Here is a 17,497-nt window from a genome sequence, read left to right as displayed (position 1 = left end):
CCTAACTTCGGAACCACACGAAGGAAAGGGAGAAAAATGGAAACCACCAACGTCTTCGACACCGTGAAGAAGTCCGTCGCGGCCTACGGCGCGTTCAGCGTCGCCGTGCTCGCCACGGTCGTCGTCCTCTCGGTCACCGGACACGAAGTGTCCTCGTTCATGTGGGGCCGGTCGGCGGGGATGTTCGCGAGCGCCGTGGTCACCTACTGGTTCGCGGTACTCGCCGCACGGGGAAAGCGCTGGGCCTACGTGCGGGTGCGGATCATTTCGGTCCTCGCGCCGATCGCGCTCGTCGCCGTCGACAGCATTCCGGGCGCGCTCCCGCTGTGGTTCGTCGTGCTGCAGATCGCGGGCGCGGTCGCTCTCCTGCCCGCCGCGTTCCTCGTCAACGGGCGAGCCGTTCGCGGGCGGCTTCGGTCATCGGAGTGAACAGGTTCACCAGGTTGCCGTCGGGGTCGCGGAACAACAGTGAGCGGTTCCCCCACGGCATCGTGGTCGGTTCCTGCACGATCTCGGGGACCGACCCGGCCAGTCGTTCGTACTCCCGGTCGACGTCGTCGACGAGGAATTCGAGGATCGCGGTCCGGTTTGACTCGGGCACGGCCGCTCCGGCGCTGAACAGCGCCATCGTCTCGGCGCTGCCGATCGCGAGCGTGCACGACGGGCCAACGAGTTCGGCGAACTGCTCGGCGGGCCGGCGCGCTTCGACGCCGGTCACGCGTTCGTAGAACTCGGCGAGGCGGGCGACGTCGTCGGTGATGACGCGGACGGAAACGAACTGCACGGCGGATCCTTTCGGTGGTCGTTCTCCAGCACCGACCACGCTAGAAGCAATACCGGGCAGAATCCGCCCGGTATGATTCGGCGATGACCCGGCCGATCGCCCGCGTGCTGTCGCTACTGGAAATCCTCCAGCGCGGCGGCACCCGGACCGTCGCCGAACTCTCCGAACGCCTCGATGTCGACGAACGCACGGTCCGCCGCTACGTGGAGCACCTGCTCGACCTGGACGTGCCGGTCCGCTCGGTCCGCGGACGGTACGGCGGATATCGCCTGTCACCCGGCTACCGGATGCCCCCGCTGATGCTCACCGACGAAGAAGCGCTCGCCGTCCAGCTCGGTCTCGTCGCGGGCAGGCGCGCCGGGCTGATCACCACCTCCGTCGCGGCCGCCGAGAGCGCGGCCGCGAAGATCCGGCGCGTCCTGCCCGAAGCCGTCGGCCGCCGTCTCGACGCGCTGCTGGCGGTCGCCGATTTCACCGCGCCCGCGCGGCCGGTGCTCACCGCGGAGGCCGAAGTGCTGCTCACCGTCGCCGAAGCGGCGCGGGATCGCCGCCCGGTCGAACTCGGTTACACCGCGGGCCACGGTGGCGCCAGCGAACGCGTCGTCCATCCGTACGGGGTCGTGGCGCATTCCGGGCGGTGGTACCTGACCGGGTCCGACTCCGCCAGCGGAGAGGTCCGCACGTTCCGCGTCGACCGGATCACGGCCGCCACGGCGGGCACCGGAACCTTCGACGTGCCAACGGGTTTCGACCCCGCCGCGCACGTGCTGACCGCGATCGCCGAAGCACCGCACCGGTACCGGGTGGCGGTGCGGATCCGTTCGACGCCCGAGCACATCCGTTCCGTCTTTCCGCCGAGCATCGCGGCCTTGACGGAGGATGCGCCTTGGGTCCGGGCCAAGATCCGCGCGCACCGGCTCGACTGGATTCCGCCGCTGCTCGCCGCGCTGGACCGGCCGTTCGTCATCGACGGGCCCGAAGAACTGCGCGATCTCGTGCGCGCACTGGCCACCCGCTTGGCCGCCGACGCCGACGAAAGCTGATCAATTCTCCCCGCGTCGCGCGGTGAACACGGCGAACATCGAACTCTCCAGCAGCACCGCCCAGAACTCGGATCCGCGTTCGGCGAGATCCGGTTCGGGAACCACCGTCGGGTAACGGCGGACTTCCGTGAGCCCCGCCGCCGCGCACGATTCCTCGAGCACGCCGGACGGCCAGCCGAACCCGCTGAATTCGAACGGCGGATCGCTGTGCACGCGGATGCGGGTTTCCACGCATTCCCCGGTGTACCCGCCGGGGAAGACGGTCATCCCGTAGCGGGGGTAGTCGTCCAGCCGGTCCGAGCCCGCGTCCGGATTCGGCACCACGATGAGCAGTTGCCCGCCGGGGACCAGGTTCTCGGCCAGGTTCGCCACCATGCGGTCGTAGGAGTCCCGGTCGCCCACGTGGCTGAGCGGCCAGATCGCGGCGACCACGTCGAATTCGCCCAGCTTCGGCATCGTGAGGCCGTCGTACCGTTCGTAGGCGATGCCGAGCGGTTCGCGTTCCTCGGCCGCCCGCGCGACGGCGAGCATTTCCCGCGCCGGGTCGACGCCGAGCACCTGCCGCGCGCCCGCCCGCCGGAACAGCCTGGCGTAGGTACCGGTTCCGCAGCCGACGTCCAGCACCGTGCGATCACGGAGATCGGGCACCGCGGAGAGCACGGTGGCCCGCTCCGCGATCCCGAACGGGAGGTCCCCGACCTGTTCGTAGAGTTCGCCGATTTCGTCGTACTGGCTCGTTTCCGGCATGCGGCAACGCTAACCCCGGAAGTGCCCGCGTGGGATCCGCCAAACCGCCCTAAAACAGTGGCCGCGGCAGGGAAAATTGGTACGGAAAGGAAACCGCCATGACCGTTTCCGACCCGTCCGTTCCCGTAGTCCGCATCAATCCCGGTGCGGAATTCCCCGTCCTCGCGTGAATCCAGGGCAGCGCTTACGCGTTCGGGGCTTCAGGCGGATGCCGCCGTGCGATGAACGCCGTGTTCGACGGCATCGAACGCCCGGTTCAGGCGCTGACGGTGCGCCGTGGCGACGTCGGTGAGGTCGTCACCGTCGAGCCGTCGTCGTACCGTCTCGACGGCGACCGTCCGGTATGCGGCGACGAGCAGGGCCGCCGTCAACGTGCTGTCACCGGAGAACTTCGGGTCCGTGGCGAGCTCGGCGGCCAGCTCTGTTTCGATCTCGTACGCGAATGCCCGGAGTCTCGCGATCAAGGCGGGCGAAGCCGTGACGGTCCGCATCATCGGTTCGATGTCCCCGTTCAGGCCGGACAGCACATGGCGCTCCTCCGCGAACGCGAGAGCGGTCCGGCGGAGTGTCTCGACGGCGCTGCTGTCGCCGGTTCGCTCGCGGACCGCGGTCCGCACGATGTCGACAACGTCCGGAAGGCGATCGAGCAGGAGGTCTTCCTTGCGCTCGAAGTGCGAGAACACGGTCACCTTGGACACGCCGGCGGCCGCGGCGACCTCGGCGATCGTGACGTCGTCGAAACCGCGCTCCAGGAACAGTTCGCTCGCGACCTCGGCGATGCGCGCCCGCGTCTTGGCGCCGCCGCGATCTCCTCGATTTGGCATGTGAAAAGAACTCCCTCGCTACGCCTACCCGTACACAGTGTACGTTTTTGCCGAATTCACCGGACACGAAGCCCCGGGATTTCGGGAAGCCGCCAAGCGCCGCCCCGGTCTTCCGTCGAGAACCGCGCGACGAGATCGGGAATGCGCAGGAAAGTGGCCAGTCCGGTGACGGTCAGGAAAGCGTTGATCCCGAATCGGCTCTGCGGCATGCCGAGGCGCAGCAGGCGCGGTTTCACCTCGGCCTGGATCTCGTCGACGAACGGCCGGAGCGCCGTGTCGTAGTTCGCGAGCGCCCGCGACAGGTCCGTGGGGTGCCGGTTGATCTCACCGGCCAGGACGTAGGCGCCGACCAGGCCGCCGGAGACCCCCATGCCGCTGTAGGGGGAGGCGCAGTGCGCGGCATCCCCGACCAGGGCCACGCGCCCCTGGGACCAGGTGTCCGTGCGGACCTGCACGACCTCCTGGGAGTAGAAGTTCGGGGTCGTCTCCATGCCGCCGATGAACCGGTCGGTCTGCCACCCCGCGCCGCGGAACCGCTTGGCCCAGAACGCTTTCTGGCGTTCGACCGGCTCGCGATGGACGGCCGAGGCTTCCTCCGAGGTTTCCCGCAACACGAAGTACACCTGGGTCTCGTCCGGGTTGTGACTCCTGCGCATGATCATCCGGCCGCCGGGTGCGTTGTAGGTGTCGCGGATGTTGCTGTCCGACGCGATGCGCGGAACGAACCAGTACGACATGTGGATCCCCGTCTGCCAGTACGGCTCCGGAGTCCCGGCGGGCAGGATGGCCCGCCGGACGCGCGACCCCTGCCCGTCGGCACCGACCAGCAGGTCGAACTCGTCGGACGAGCCGTCGGAGAAATGAGCGACGACCTTCTTCTCATCCTGTTCGAAGCGGTCCACGCTCGTCCCGAAGACGTAGTCGACGTCGTCCTTCGTCGCATCGTTGAGAATGCGCACGAGGTCTCCGCGCATGATCTCGTACTCGGAGGTCAGAGTCTGGCGCCCCTGGCCGGACGTGTTAGCCATGATCGTCGCCCTCGGCTTGCCCTGGGCATTCACGAAGGCGACACCGGCTTCGTCCACGAGCTTGCTCTTCACCACGTCGAGAAGCCCCATGGCCTCGACCGCCTCGATGCCTTGACCGCGGAGATCGACCTGCGCGCCGGTGGCTCGCAGCGCCGGGAACCGCTCGACGACCACGACTCGATGACCACCTCGCACCAGCCAGTAGGCCAATGCCTGTCCCGCGACGCCAGCGCCGCAGATGAGGACCTTCAGGGAGCGCGCTCCGGATGTGGCTGTCATGACACCGATTCCCCTCTCTCGTACCAGGAAGACGGTCGAGCGGCACCCGTCCCGGTCTTCCCGGTCTGGCCTGACACGATCCACCTTTACTCGATAAGCTTACCAGGTAAGTTTATTGAGTCTAGGGCGTGTGGTCCGGGAGAAGCCCGGTCCCTTCCCTCTGCGAACAGCGTCGAGAGGCTTCCTGTCGCTTGGTGAACCGAGGCCTACAGAAGCGTGCGCACAACGGATCCGGGTTCGTCGAGCCACACTGTCTGGGTGCCCGCGGTGATGGTGACGCCGAACCGGTCGGCGCCCGGTTCGCCGTGTTCGTGCCACCAGCCGTAGGCGGCTTCGACCTCGTCCCAGAGCCGGCGCGGCCCGCACTGGCGGACCGTCCAGTCGGCTTCGAGGCTGGCGTAGGAACCCGTGGTGCGATCACCGAGTTCGACGACGTGGTTCTCGTCTCCGACGACGAGCGAGGCGCTGGGCAGTCTCACCCCGATCGCGAACTGGCCCTTCGCCGGGTTCAGCATGCGGTCGAGGTCGGCCTCCCGGCAGTGTGTGGCCCGCACATCCGCCGTTTTTCCTGGCACCCAGCCGATCCGCGCACGCCGCCGCCGGGCCGCGAAGCTTCCGGAAAACCGTCCACATGCGACAGTGGGATCGGTGAAGTCCACAGTGAGCAGTGCCCCGCCGGTGTAGCCCGTTCCCCACGGCGTAACCAGCCTGCCACCGAGCCGCAGCCGGTACAGCCACGACCACGGCACGAATTCCCGCGCCCGCGCGGTGGAAATCACCCTGTCGTAGAGCGCGCCCGCGACGGCACCATCGCCGGTCACGACCGTGATCCCGGCAGGCACCGCTTCCGCGATCCCGGCGCCGATTCCGAGCACGTCATCACCGGCTTGCGGATCGAGCGCCGCCAGCAGGTCGGCGACCGCGCTCGCTTTTCCCATGTGTCCAGGCTCGACGGTGCCCCGATGCACCACAAGCTCTCGTTCGGGGACCGGTCCCCGAACGTCGCTGTTAAACACCGGGCGTGACCCGACTCGGTGCTGTTCGTCTCACGCTGACGGCGTTGTCGTGCCTGGTGGTCTTGACCGCGTGCGGCGACCCGGCCTCTCCACCGCGGGAACCCCGGCCGCCCGAGCCGTCGCCGAAAGTGAACGCGGCCGAGGCCGGGCAGCGGCTCGCCGAGCACCTCCGCCGTTTCGGCCACGCGGTGTTCGAGCCGGAAGCCCGCGTCACGCCGCCGATCGCGACCACGGCGGTCGGCTGCCCCGGCGGCCCGTCGTGGGGTGTGGTGCCGCGCGCGGAGTCCACCGTGAACAGTGCGGTGCCACCGAAGAAGCAGTTGCAGGATCTGGTGAACTGGTTGCTGCGCAACGATTTTGAGCAGGACGTCGACGTCAGCAGCAAGGTCCCGCCCGATATCGACCGCACTCTCGTGCACCCCGACGGCACCCGCCTCCACCTGGCCGTGCCGAACGGCCAGCCCCCGCTCACCCTGACGGTGACCGGCCCGTGCTCCTGGCCGTCGGACCGTCCTGGCGGCCCGCCTCCTGGCGGTCTCAAGCCGTTGCGCGGGGAATCCGGCCCGATGACCGCGGGTGGTAACGAAGTGTGTTCCTCGCCGCGCAACTACGTGTACAACCGGGACGCGCCCCCGTTCACCGGCACCGGCCCGCACCCGATCACGCTGGTCGATCTGGACAGGGCCATCGGTTCGACCGGCACTTCGGGCCCGAAGCAGGCCGGTTACCCGCTGCTGCCAGGCTGGGAGCCGCGCCGCGCCGGGAGTTCGGACGTCGACACGACCAAGGTGCAGCTGATCGCCTGCGTGCACGCCGAAGAGGCGCCCGGCGGCAGTAAGAAGGTCACCTGCCGGTTCGACGAAGGCCCACTCACTTTCGATCTGGTCGAGTCCACTTACCGGGTCACCGTGCGGGAAGCGCGCACCGGCAACCAGCTCGCCGATCTGACGCTGCGCGGCACGCAGGGCGACAAGCAGAGCTGCCCGACCGCGGTGACCTACTACAAGGACATCACGCCCAGGCTTCTCCGCGGCATCGACATCGCGGGTTTCCGGGACCCGCTCCGCCCCCTGGTCGAAGGGTCCCGTTAGGACGGTCAGGTGAAGCCGGTGGGGTCGTCGGTGTAGGTGCGGCCGTCGGGCGCGATGACCGTGGTGTTTCCGTTGGCGTCGGTGTGGAATCCCAGCCGGGTTCGTCGCGGAGGCCGTCATGGATACGGCAGAACGGGCGGATGTTGATTTTGTCGGTACCGCCGCCCATCTCCGGCGAGATTTCCCCGCATCCGGCGAGCTCGCCCGGGTTGTTCCGCATCCCCATCAGGGTCGGCAGATCGATGTAGACGAAGATCTGCGCCTTCGGTTTACCACCGCACTCGCCACCCAGGCATCGCTCCACCAACGCATCCACTCGAAGTTGATCCATGGTGCGCTCATCGCCTTGGCGCTTCTTTCCAGCGCATCCCGATCACAGGCGGCGTAGATCGCCTGGGCGCGGTCGGAGGGTAGTTCGGCGAACAGAGTCGAAGATCCGTGATCCCCGTGCCGGATCTCCAACATCCGCGCCGCGGTCTTGGCCTGCCGCCGCGCCTCATATCCTTCCGGGTCGACTCGCATCAGCAGTGTGTTGACCATCCTCCGCAGTGAAGCCGAGTTCTTGTTCTCGAACTTCAGCCGCGCATCCACTTCCCGCGCGACCTCCTGGGAAGCGCACGCGGTGGCCTCGAACACCTTCGCCGCCATCCCCTCATCAATGACCCCGTTCTCCAGCGCTTCCAGGGTGCGGGGCAGGTATGAGGTCAACGCGTCAGCGAGCGCCGTCTTCCGCTCCGCCCCCGCCTGGGTGCAGTTGCACGACAACGCCACCCACGCCAGCACCGATCTTCGCGACCACTCCTGATTCATGGACGCGATTTGCCGAAGCAGCATCGCCTGCCCATACCGTAACCACCTCTTCCAATGCTCCGCAGATCACAACCTGCCACAACGCGCCCACAGCGAAACAGAGCCCAAAAAGCGAACGGGACCGACAATGCGTCGGCGCGCCGCAGGCGCGCCGTAGACCTACACCGTGCCCACCAAACACGTCACCGCTGAGACGGCCGCTCCAAATACGTGGAATCCGGCGCACCGAACCCGAACTGCGCATACAACCCATGCGCATCACTCGTGTGCAACATCCACCGCATTTTCGCCCCAGATCCGTTCTCGATCATCTCGTGCACGAGCGCCTTCCCGAGCCCATTCCCACGAGCCGAACCGAGCACGAAAACGTCAGCGAGATACGCAAGACTGACCCCATCGGAGATCGCCCGCGCATAACCGACCATGCGCCCGGAAGATTTTTCGTACACCCCGACGATCCGCCACGCCGCCGCCAACTGCGCCTCCACATCGGAGCGCTCCCGCCAGCGGGCCCAGTACGCCTCGGTGGCCATGAAGTCCCACACCACGTCGGTGTCCACCCTGGTGCGGTCGTCGTCGAGTTCGTAGTCGCCCTTGATCGTGATCATGTCCGCGAAACTAGCCGATGAGTGGCGCGAATCTGTACCAGTTTCCGCGGACCAGCCCCGAAAACTGTCGGACCCCAGTGACAGAATGAGGTCATGGCGACACCCATCGCATCCCCCCCGCGCCCGCGCACTCGGCGCCGCCCTGCGAGCGGCCCGGGAGTCGCGGGACATCGGCCTGCGCGAACTCAGCCGGATCGAAGGCATCAGCCACGCGATGCTTTCCCTGTGGGAGAAGGGAACCCGACTACCCAAGGTGAAGGAAGTGGCCGCCATCCTCGGCTGCCTCAGCATCATCGGGGATGAGCGGGACCGGATCCTCGAACTGGCGGAGCACGCGCACGAGCCGAACTGGCTCGAGAAGGTGATGCCCAACGCACCGCAAGACCTCACCTCGTACATCGAGTACGAGCGGACCGCTACCGAAATCACCGTTTGGCATCCGCTGCTGATTCCTGGTCTGCTGCAGTCCGGAGACTACGCCCGCGCTGCCATCGCTTCCGATCGGCGCAACCGCGAAGAGGTCGACAAGCGCCTGCTGGTCCGAATGGCCCGACGGGAGGTTCTCGGGTCACTGAGCCGGTTTCAAGCACTGATCGGTGAGGCGGCGCTACGGCAACGAGTGGGTGGCCCCACGGCGATGATCGATCAGCTTGAGCATCTCCTGACCACAACCGAGCGCGCGAACGTGGATATCCGGGTCGTGCCGAATGGCACCGACTTCCACCCGGGCCTCGGTGGCGCCTTCACCTTGCTCGACTTCGACACCCTCCGCCCGATCGTTCACTACGAGCACTACCGCGGTGCCGCATACATCTACGATGAAGACCAGGTGGCCGACTACCGAAAGGCCGCGAAGTCCATCGCAAGCCTGGCACTGAGCGAGCGGGATATCCACTCACTTATCCGGGAGGTGATCGCCGAACTGGAGACCTGACATGCCCATATTTTGGCGAAAGTCCAGTTACAGCAACGAAAATGTCAACTGTGTCGAGATCGCGCTGGCGCCAGCACTGGTACAGATCCGCGACACCAAAGCCCGAACCTCCGGCACCCTCCGAACCTCCACCCGATCGTGGGCCGCCCTCACCCACCGTCTCGGATCCCAGACGGAAACCCGCCACACCCACTAGGCCATCCGAGGTCCACTGCCGTCCAATGCCTCCAAGCACGATCACAGGAGGTCAGATGGCAGCCGCGACGGTGACGACCAAGCTCGAACGGCGGTCGATCGACCCGGTCCCCGAGTCCGAGCGGCACGGCCATCCCCGCAGCCTGTTCACGCTCTGGTTCGCGGCGAACATGCAGATCACCTCCGCGGTCACCGGGGCGCTGACCGTGCTGGTCGGGGTGCACCCGCTGTGGGCGATCGTGGCCGTCGTCCTCGGCAACGCGCTCGGCGGCATCCCGATGGCACTGCACGCCGCGCAGGGACCGAAGCTCGGGATCCCGCAGATGATCCAGTCGCGGGCGCAGTTCGGGGTGTACGGCGCGGTGCTGCCGCTGGTGCTCGTCGTGGTGATGTACCTCGGGTACTTCGCGAGCGGCAACGTGCTCGGCGGCCAGGCGGTCGCCCAGATCACGCACCTGCCCGCCGACGCCGCGATCGCCGTGTACGCACTGGCTTCCGCGCTCATCGCGATCGTCGGGTACAAGCTGATCCACCGTTTCGGCTGGGTCGCTTCCGCGCTTTCCGTGATCGTCTTCGTCTACCTGACGATCCGGCTCGTCAGCGGGCACGACCTCGGCGCCGTGCTCGCCGAGCCGCACCTGGACTTCCCGAAATTCCTCCTCGCGCTGTCGCTCACCGCGTCGTGGCAACTGACCTTCGGCCCGTACGTCGCGGACACTTCGCGCTACCTCCCGTCCGCCACCTCGGTGCGCTCCACGTTCTGGTGGACCTACGGCGGCACCGTGCTCGGCGCGGTGTGGGCGATGTCGTTCGGCGCGCTGGCCTACGCGATCGCGGGAAAGGCGTTCAAGGGCCACGAAGTCGCCTACGTCGTGGGGCTCGGCGGTGAGGCGCTGCTGATCCCGCTGCTGTTCGCGGTCACGATCGGGAAGTTCACGGTGAACGTGCTCAACATCTACGGCGGGTACATGACCGTCGCGACCGCGCTCACCGCGTTCAGCCGCCGTGCCGCGCTTTCGCAGACCGCCCGCGTCACCTACATCGCCGCCGTCGGTGTGCTCGGCGGCGTGATCGCGATACTCGGGCGCGGCGAATTCCTCTCGAACTTCGTGCTCTTCCTCGACTTCCTGCTGTACTTCCTGACCCCGTGGAGTTCGATCAACCTGGTCGACTTCTACCTGGTGCGCAAGGAAACCTACGATCTCGACGCGGTATACGACCCGAACGGCCGCTACGGCAGGTGGTCGGGTCGCGCGCTGATCGCGTACGTCCTCGGCATCGCGATCCAGATCCCGTTCGCCAACGTCGAAGGCATCTTCGTCGGCCCGATGGCCCCGATCCTCGGCGGCGCCGACATCTCGTGGCTGCTGGGCCTGCTCGTCCCCGGCGCGCTCTACACCGTCCTCATGCGACGCGCTCGTACTGCGCGATGATCACGCCCTTGCCGGTCGTGACGCTGCTGGTCAGTTCGAACTCCGTCAGCGGCGCGCGGCCTTCGAACAGGCGCGTGCCGGTGCCCAAAGCGAGAGGGTGGATCAGCAGCCGGTAGCGGTCGATCAGCCCGGCGGCGTGCAGCGCGTGGACGAGCGACGCGCTGCCGATGATCGACAGCGCCCTGCCAGGCCGCGCTTTCAGCTCGGCGACCGTGTCGACCGCGTTTCCGCTCAACAGCACCGAGTTCTGCCATGAGTCCACATCGGACAAGGTCTTGGATACGACGTACTTGGTGGCCGCGTTCAGGTGCGAGGTGAACGGGTTGCCGTCCGTCGCACGGGCCCACGCCGTGGTGAAGTCTTCCCAGGTGCGGCGGCCGAGCAGCAGGTCGCCCGGCTCGACCATGCCCTTGGCCATCTCGGCGCCCATGATCTCGTCGGTGTACCGCTGGCCCCAGCCGCCGTGGTCGAAACCGCCGCGGGGGTCCTCGTCGGCGCGGCCGAGGCCCTGGACGACGCCGTCGAGGGTGACGCTCATCGTGACCGTGATCGAACGCATCGCGTGTTCCTTCCACTCCGCGGGCCCGGTGCCCGCCGCTCGCCACTTACACGAGCGGGGATCGACCGGATCGACACCGATCGGGAAGTTGGTCACACTACATTAGTGAAGTGATTGCACTTTCACAGTCACTCTGCTTTTATCTCGGTGGACGAGAGGAGCAGCTATGCGAATCAGCATCATCGGCGCGGGCCCCGGCGGCCTCACCTGCGCCCGCATCCTGCAGAAGCACGGCATCGGAGTGACGGTCTACGACCGCGACGCGCACTCGGCCGCCCGCGACCAGGGCGGCACCCTCGACCTGCACGCCGACGACGGGCAAATCGCCCTGCGCGAAGCGGGCCTGCTCGACGAGTTCTTCAGGCAGGCCCGGCCGGAGGGGCAGGAGATGCGGGCGCTGGAGCCGGAGACCGGCCGCCTCCTGAGCCATCACGAACCCGCCAAGGACGAACTCTTCAGACCGGAGATCGACCGGGGCCAGCTCCGCGAACTGCTGCTCGGCTCGCTGGAGCCGGGGACCGTGCGATGGGGTCGCGCGCTCGAAGAAGTCGGCGGGCCGGACGACGGGCCGCGGCGGCTTCGGTTCACCGACGGCACGACCGTCGAGACGGACCTCGTCGTCGGGGCCGACGGCGCCTCCTCCAGGGTCCGCCCTGCCGTGTCGGCCGCCGTGCCGCAGTACACCGGGGTCGGCTTCCTGGAAGCGTGGTTCCACGACGTGGAGAACGCGCATCCCGAACTCTCCGCGCTCGTCGGCCAGGGGAGCGCGGTCGCGGCCGACGGCGAGCGCGCCCTGTTCGCCCAGCGCAACAGCGGCGGCCACATCCGGGTCTACGCGATCCAGCAGCGGCCCGTCGACTGGTTGACCGGCGTGAGCGACACCGCCGCGATCCGCGCGCGGCTGCTCGACATCTTCGCCGGCTGGGCGCCGTCGATGCTCCGGATGATCACCGACAACGACGGGCCGTACGTCGACCGGCCGCTGTTCGCGCTACCGGTGCCGCACATCTGGGCGCATTCGCCGACCGTCACGCTGCTCGGCGACGCCGCCCACCTCATGCCGCCGCTCGGCGTCGGCGCGAACCTGGCGATGCTCGACGCCTGCGAACTCGCCCTCGCGCTGGCCGGTTCCGCGACGATCGACGACGCCGTGCGCGCTTACGAGGCGACCATGCTGCCGCGCTCGACGGAAACGGCGCGCGCGTTGGAAAACGGCGCCAAGGGCCTGCTCGAACGACACGACACCGAAGACCTGGCCCGCCTCCAACAGTGACCGGGGGCCGGGGCGCGCGAAGGGTGGATTCGCGGCGTCTAGCGCCCCGAAGGCCGCCTTCGGGGACGAAAAGCGCCCCCTATAAGGAAAAGCATAGTTCAGCGGGGTTTGAGGAGGTAGTCCACGACGGGGCGGAGTTCTTCGGCCGACGGCGGTTCGTCGTCGATCAGGCCCTGGATGAGCAGGCCGTCGATACCGGCGAGGAAGACCCGGAACGCGACCTCGTCGTCGTGGCGCACCATCGACGTCAGCACGTCCAGCCAGCGCCGTGCGGCGGGCCGCAGTTCCGGGCGGCGCGCGGCGAGCAGGTACAGCTCGTACTCCGCCATCGTCCGCCCGCGCCGCGGGCCCAGCGCTTCCGCGAGCAGCCCAGCGACTTCTTCGGCGCCCCGGCTGCCGCGCGAGCGCGCGCGGTCGATCATCCAGTAGACCTCGGTCGCCATGTCCCGCGCGCACGAGATCAGCGTCGCGATCAGGAGATCGTCCAACGAGGAAAAGTGGTAGGTGGTCGACGTGGTCGGCACCCCCGCCTCGACGGCGACCGTCCGGTGCGTCACGCCCGCGACGCCTTCGCGTTCGATCACGCGCAGGGTCGCGTCGATGATCTCCGCGCGCCGCTTCTCGCCGCGCGCCTTCCGCCCGTCCGGCTGCGGCTTCACCCGTGCGCCCCGCCGAGTTCAATCAGCAGCACGCCCGCCATCACGAGCACCATGCCGCCGATCATCATCGGCGTGAGCCGTTCGTGCAGGAACACCGCGCCGACGATCGCGACAAGCGCCACCCCGGCGGCGGCCCAGATCCCGTACGCCACGCCGATCGGCAGGCCGAGTTTCAGCACCTGCGCGAGCATGAAGAACGCGACCCCGTAGCCGACCACGACGAGCACCGACGGGACCAGTTTCGAGAAGCCCTCGGAGAGCTTCAGTGAGATCGTCGCGGTGACCTCGGCCACCACGGCCACCGCCAACAGCAGGTAAGCGAGCATGCCACCAAACTACCGGAACGATCGTCCCAGTATAAAGAGAGTCCTGTGCCACATCAGGGGGACTTAGGGTCCGCTGATCGGTTACTCATCAGTAAGAAGAGTTAAGCTCCGCGCTACCCACCACATCCGGACGAAAGGCACCCGATCATGGGCGCTGTACAGCTGACGCTAGGCGGGCTCTCGGTCCTGCTCGGCATCGTCGCCTGGGGCATGTTCGCGGCGACGATCGCGCGCTTCGTGCGCATCATCCGCCTCGGCCAGCCGGACGGGACCCGCAACGGCCCGTTCATGTCGAGACTCGGCACGCTCGTCAAGGAGTTCGCCGCGCACACCCGGATGAACCGGAAGCGCACGGTCGGCCCCGCGCACTGGCTCGTGATGTGGGGCTTCCTGATCGGCTCGCTCGCCCTGTTCGAGGCCTACGGCGAGGTCTTCGTGCCGGAGTGGGGCTGGCCGATCCTCGACGACTGGTCGCTGTTCAGCCTGCTCATGGAGCTGCTCGGGGTCGGCACCATCGTCGGCATCCTGGTACTGATGGCGATCCGCCAGCGCAACCACCCGCGCCGCGCCGACCGCCAGAGCCGGTTCCAGGGCTCGAACTTCAAGTGGGCCTACTTCATCGAAGCCGTCGTGCTGGTCGAGGGCATCGGCATCATCGGGGTCCGCGCCGCGAAGGCCGCGCTGCACGCCCACGAGACGCCCACCTGGGCCGCGTTCGTCTCGAACCCCATCGGCGAACTGCTGCCCGCCAGCCCGAACCTGGTGTCCGTGTTCGCGTTCATCAAGCTGATGAGCGCCACCGTGTGGCTGATCGTGGTCGCCAGGACGATGACCATGGGCATCGCGTGGCACCGGTTCAGCGCGTTCTTCAACATCTACTTCAAGCGCGAGGCCGACGGCGGCGTGGCGCTCGGCGCGGTCAAGCCGATGATGAGCGAGGGCAAGCCGCTCGACTTCGAAGAGGCCGACCCCGAGAAGGACGTGTTCGGCGCCGGGAAGATCGAGGACTTCAGCTGGAAGGGCTGGCTCGACTTCAGCACCTGCACCGAATGCGGCCGCTGCCAGGAGCAGTGCCCCGCGTGGAACACCGGGAAACCGCTCTCGCCGAAGCTCGTCATCACGCAGCTTCGCGACCACGCCTACGCGAAGGCGCCGTACCTGCTCGCGGGCGGCAAGAAGGACATGGCCGGGGACGAAATCGGCCTCAAGGGAGAGACCGAAGAGGAACGGCACGCCGGGATCGACGTGCTCGCGCTCGCCGAGGCCGAGCGCCCGCTCATCGGCGGCGCCGAGGACCTCGGCGTCATCGACCCCGAGGTCCTGTGGTCGTGCACGAGCTGCGGCGCCTGCGTCGAGCAGTGCCCCGTCGACATCGAGCACGTCGACCACATCATCGACATGCGCCGCTACCAGGTGATGATCGAGTCGAACTTCCCGTCCGAGCTGAACGGGATGTTCAAGAACCTGGAGAACAAGGGCAACCCGTGGGGCCAGAACGCCAAGGACCGGATGGCCTGGGCCGAAGATCTCGACTTCGAAGTACCCGTGTTCGACGGTGACCTCGGCGAGGCCGAGTACCTGTTCTGGGTCGGCTGCGCCGGCGCCTTCGAGGACCGCGCGAAGAAGACCACGCGGGCCGTCGCCGAACTGCTGCACATCGCGGGCGTCGACTACCGGGTGCTCGGGCCGGAGGAGACCTGCACCGGTGACCCGGCGCGCCGCGCGGGCAACGAATTCCTGTTCCAGATGCTCGCGCAGCAGAACGTCGAGGTGCTGAACTCGGTGTTCGAAGGCCGCGATCCCTTGCAGCGCAAGATCGTCGTCACCTGCGCGCACTGCTTCAACTCGCTCGCCAACGAGTACCCGGAGCTCGGCGGCCAGTTCGACGTCGTGCACCACACGCAGCTGCTCAACCGCCTGGTGCGCGAGAAGCGGCTCACCCCGGTGGCCCCGGTCGCCGAGGACGTCACCTACCACGACCCGTGCTACCTGGGCCGCCACAACAAGGTCTACGACGCGCCGCGCGAACTGGTCGGCGCCGCGGGCGCGCAGTTGCGGGAAATGCCGCGGCACGGCGACAAGTCGATGTGCTGCGGTGCCGGTGGCGCGCGCATGTGGATGGAAGAAAAGATCGGAAAGCGGATCAATGTGGAGCGTGTTGACGAAGCGCTCGGCACCGCGCCGTCGAAGATCGCGACCGGCTGCCCGTTCTGCCGCGTGATGTTGAACGACGGGCTGACCGCGCGCCAGAACGACGGCAAGGCCGCGGAATCGGTGGAGATCGTGGACGTCGCACAGCTCCTCCTCACCGCGGTGAAACGCAAGCCCGCCCCGGAAACAGGCGCCGACGCGGAGGCCGACGGCAAGGCCGACGAATCGACCGAAAAGGTGGCCACCGGAACGGCACTTTCCGAGGAAGATAAATAACTCCACCCAAAAAGACGCTTCCCTGCACAAATTTTTCGTGCAGGGAAGCGTCTTTTTGATTCAACCCGTAACGCGGTGCGCGTCGTTGAGGATTCCCCGCACATGGCCCGTGACGGAATGCGATCAACGAACCCGATACGCCCGAGGACCCGGCCGTACGTGCTCACCAGCGGCCGCACCCGGTGCACGCGCCGGCTCGCCCTGGAAACGCTCGTCACGGTGGCGCACGAGGAGGGCATGAACCGCGTCCCGACGAGACCGGCCTACTGGCGCGTGCACGAGATCTGCGGGACGCCGGTGTCGGTCGCCGAGATCTCGGCCTGCCTCGGCATCCCGCTCGGAGTCACCCGCGTCGTCGTCAGCGACCTCGCCGACCTGCGGCTCGTCCGCCTCCAAGGCGGCGAAACCACCCCGGAAGGACGCCCCTCGCTGGCGTTGATGGAACGCGTCCTCGACGGGCTGCAACGGCTGTAGACGTGCTCTTGCTCTAACCCGGATGGAGTAATATTTAGCACTCTCTTGGGCTTGGGGCCGACTTATCGCGCACCATCATTACAGTGCGCGAAAATACGGATCCCCCAGACTTCGTGGGTTTCGTGCATGCGATGGCGCCCCGCACGCTGGCCACGGCCAGGGTCGCCGCCGGCGGCGACGAGGAGCTGGCGGCCGCCGCCACGGACGAAGCGTACGAAGCGCTCCGCCGCCTCTGGGACGAACGCCGCGAGCGCTCGCTCCCCGCGAACTACCGGTCCGCGACGGGGCTCGCCGTCCGCGCGGTCGCCGACGCGTACCGCCGCGAAAACCGGTACGGCCGGTCGAGGCGCCGCGACGACGTGGAAACGCTGGACCCTGGACAGCTCGGCGTCCTGCACCGCACCTCCGCGCAGCGCCTGCTCCGCGCGACCCTGCGCGATCTGCCGCCGGTGACCAGGACCGTCGGCGCGCTGCACTTCCTCGAGGACCTGACCGCCAACGAGATCGCGGGCACGCTCGACCTCCCCGCCGACGTGGTGGCGGCCGAGCTGGAGCGGCTGGAGAGCATCCGCAAGCTCCAGGAGCGCGCGCAGCGGCTGCCCGAGCGGGTCGTGATCGCCGGGATCGGGACCGACGGGCTGCGGGCGCTCGAAGAGCTGCGCGTGTCCGGGCTGGCGAACCTGCCGCACGTCGAGTTCGTGGCCGGGGGCGCGCAGTGGGAAGCGGACAACGTGCGCGAATTCCTCGACGGCGCCGGAATCGTCACGATCGTCACCGGCAAGGCGGACGGCAACAGCGCGCACATCGCGTTGATGACCGCGTGGATGGCGCGGCAGATCGGCGCGAAGACCATCGGCATCGGCACCCCCGAGGCGTTCGCGGGGCTCAACGGCGCGTGCGACGCGGCGTTCGCGGCACCGGACGCGGGCGGGCTCGCCGCGGTGGTGGAAGGCGCGATGCCGCGGTTCCTGTGACCCGGCGACCCGC

The 17,497-nt window shown here is 67.8% G+C and carries 20 protein-coding genes; 10 read left to right on the top strand and 10 right to left on the bottom strand.

The features are described from left to right. The first annotated feature begins 36 nt into the window (after positions 1-36). A complete protein-coding gene (locus HUW46_RS20905; protein ID WP_215548872.1) occupies positions 37-429 on the top strand; it encodes a hypothetical protein in 393 nt (130 codons plus the stop codon). On the opposite strand, the gene HUW46_RS20900 is transcribed toward HUW46_RS20905, so the two are convergent. Next, entirely contained in the window at positions 386-784 is a 399-nt protein-coding gene (locus HUW46_RS20900; RefSeq protein WP_215548871.1) for a VOC family protein, read from the bottom strand. The genes HUW46_RS20905 and HUW46_RS20900 overlap by 44 nt on opposite strands. A gap of 83 nt (positions 785-867) precedes the next feature. Here HUW46_RS20900 and HUW46_RS20895 point away from each other — a divergent pair, with 83 nt between their 5' ends. Next, complete coding sequence (locus HUW46_RS20895; RefSeq protein WP_215548870.1) at positions 868-1,827, top strand: helix-turn-helix transcriptional regulator; 960 nt, start codon at positions 868-870, stop codon at positions 1,825-1,827. Here the strand turns inward: HUW46_RS20895 and HUW46_RS20890 are convergent, their stop codons facing one another. The 4 genes from HUW46_RS20890 to HUW46_RS20875 form a co-directional block, all read right to left on the bottom strand. Then, positions 1,828-2,574 carry a class I SAM-dependent methyltransferase gene (locus HUW46_RS20890; protein WP_215548869.1) on the bottom strand — a complete coding sequence of 249 codons (747 nt, stop codon included), beginning with the start codon at positions 2,572-2,574 and terminating at the stop codon, positions 1,828-1,830. A gap of 200 nt (positions 2,575-2,774) precedes the next feature. Then, positions 2,775-3,398 carry a TetR/AcrR family transcriptional regulator gene (locus HUW46_RS20885; protein ID WP_215548868.1) on the bottom strand — a complete coding sequence of 208 codons (624 nt, stop codon included), beginning with the start codon at positions 3,396-3,398 and terminating at the stop codon, positions 2,775-2,777. A 56-nt stretch (positions 3,399-3,454) separates the two neighbouring features. Next, positions 3,455-4,705 (bottom strand): FAD-dependent monooxygenase, encoded by a 1,251-nt coding sequence (locus tag HUW46_RS20880; protein ID WP_215548867.1) that lies wholly within the window; start codon positions 4,703-4,705, stop codon positions 3,455-3,457. Positions 4,706-4,911: 206 nt separating this feature from the next. Continuing rightward, positions 4,912-5,643: a hypothetical protein gene (locus HUW46_RS20875; RefSeq protein WP_215548866.1), complete on the bottom strand. Its 732-nt coding sequence runs from the start codon at positions 5,641-5,643 to the stop codon at positions 4,912-4,914. 83 nt (positions 5,644-5,726) lie between these two features. Here HUW46_RS20875 and HUW46_RS20870 point away from each other — a divergent pair, with 83 nt between their 5' ends. After that, on the top strand, positions 5,727-6,812 hold the full coding sequence (locus HUW46_RS20870; protein ID WP_215548865.1) for a hypothetical protein: 1,086 nt from the start codon (positions 5,727-5,729) through the stop codon (positions 6,810-6,812). A gap of 225 nt (positions 6,813-7,037) precedes the next feature. Here HUW46_RS20870 and HUW46_RS20865 read toward each other — a convergent pair whose 3' ends face one another. Then, positions 7,038-7,622 (bottom strand): DUF222 domain-containing protein, encoded by a 585-nt coding sequence (locus HUW46_RS20865; protein WP_256451438.1) that lies wholly within the window; start codon positions 7,620-7,622, stop codon positions 7,038-7,040. 182 nt (positions 7,623-7,804) lie between these two features. Continuing rightward, positions 7,805-8,230: a GNAT family N-acetyltransferase gene (locus HUW46_RS20860; protein WP_215548863.1), complete on the bottom strand. Its 426-nt coding sequence runs from the start codon at positions 8,228-8,230 to the stop codon at positions 7,805-7,807. 85 nt (positions 8,231-8,315) lie between these two features. Between HUW46_RS20860 and HUW46_RS20855 the strand changes: the two genes are divergently transcribed. Genes HUW46_RS20855 through HUW46_RS20845 form a run of 3 tightly spaced genes read left to right on the top strand, consistent with a single transcriptional unit; the run spans position 8,316 to position 10,792 of the window. Further along, a complete protein-coding gene (locus HUW46_RS20855; protein WP_215548862.1) occupies positions 8,316-9,164 on the top strand; it encodes a helix-turn-helix domain-containing protein in 849 nt (282 codons plus the stop codon). A gap of 1 nt (position 9,165) precedes the next feature. Continuing rightward, positions 9,166-9,360, top strand: a complete 195-nt coding sequence (locus tag HUW46_RS20850; protein ID WP_215548861.1) for a DUF397 domain-containing protein — start codon at positions 9,166-9,168, stop codon at positions 9,358-9,360. Positions 9,361-9,415: 55 nt separating this feature from the next. Beyond that, positions 9,416-10,792 carry a purine-cytosine permease family protein gene (locus tag HUW46_RS20845; RefSeq protein ID WP_215548860.1) on the top strand — a complete coding sequence of 459 codons (1,377 nt, stop codon included), beginning with the start codon at positions 9,416-9,418 and terminating at the stop codon, positions 10,790-10,792. On the opposite strand, the gene HUW46_RS20840 is transcribed toward HUW46_RS20845, so the two are convergent. Further along, positions 10,764-11,351 (bottom strand): dihydrofolate reductase family protein, encoded by a 588-nt coding sequence (locus HUW46_RS20840; protein ID WP_215548859.1) that lies wholly within the window; start codon positions 11,349-11,351, stop codon positions 10,764-10,766. The genes HUW46_RS20845 and HUW46_RS20840 overlap by 29 nt on opposite strands. A gap of 166 nt (positions 11,352-11,517) precedes the next feature. Here HUW46_RS20840 and HUW46_RS20835 point away from each other — a divergent pair, with 166 nt between their 5' ends. After that, a complete protein-coding gene (locus tag HUW46_RS20835; RefSeq protein ID WP_215548858.1) occupies positions 11,518-12,624 on the top strand; it encodes an FAD-dependent oxidoreductase in 1,107 nt (368 codons plus the stop codon). 98 nt (positions 12,625-12,722) lie between these two features. Here the strand turns inward: HUW46_RS20835 and HUW46_RS20830 are convergent, their stop codons facing one another. After that, a complete protein-coding gene (locus tag HUW46_RS20830) occupies positions 12,723-13,283 on the bottom strand; it encodes a TetR/AcrR family transcriptional regulator (protein ID WP_215548857.1) in 561 nt (186 codons plus the stop codon). Then, positions 13,280-13,609, bottom strand: a complete 330-nt coding sequence (locus HUW46_RS20825) for a DMT family transporter (protein WP_215548856.1) — start codon at positions 13,607-13,609, stop codon at positions 13,280-13,282. The genes HUW46_RS20830 and HUW46_RS20825 overlap by 4 nt, the downstream gene beginning before the upstream one ends. Before the next feature lie 147 nt (positions 13,610-13,756). On the opposite strand from HUW46_RS20825, the gene HUW46_RS20820 reads away from it, so the two are divergent. From HUW46_RS20820 to HUW46_RS20810, 3 genes are all read left to right on the top strand, one after another. Continuing rightward, the gene (locus HUW46_RS20820; RefSeq protein ID WP_215548855.1) at positions 13,757-16,036 is read left to right on the top strand and encodes a (Fe-S)-binding protein; all 2,280 of its coding nucleotides are present in this window, start codon (positions 13,757-13,759) and stop codon (positions 16,034-16,036) included. A 102-nt stretch (positions 16,037-16,138) separates the two neighbouring features. Further along, the gene (locus HUW46_RS20815; protein ID WP_331477281.1) at positions 16,139-16,510 is read left to right on the top strand and encodes a DUF742 domain-containing protein; all 372 of its coding nucleotides are present in this window, start codon (positions 16,139-16,141) and stop codon (positions 16,508-16,510) included. A gap of 131 nt (positions 16,511-16,641) precedes the next feature. Further along, positions 16,642-17,484 (top strand): RNA polymerase sigma factor, encoded by an 843-nt coding sequence (locus HUW46_RS20810; RefSeq protein ID WP_215548853.1) that lies wholly within the window; start codon positions 16,642-16,644, stop codon positions 17,482-17,484. The last annotated feature ends 13 nt before the right edge of the window (positions 17,485-17,497 follow it).

The sequence above is a fragment of the Amycolatopsis sp. CA-230715 genome (assembly GCF_018736145.1).
GTDB lineage: Bacteria > Actinomycetota > Actinomycetes > Mycobacteriales > Pseudonocardiaceae > Amycolatopsis.
This window is presented reverse-complemented; position numbering and strand designations above follow the sequence as displayed.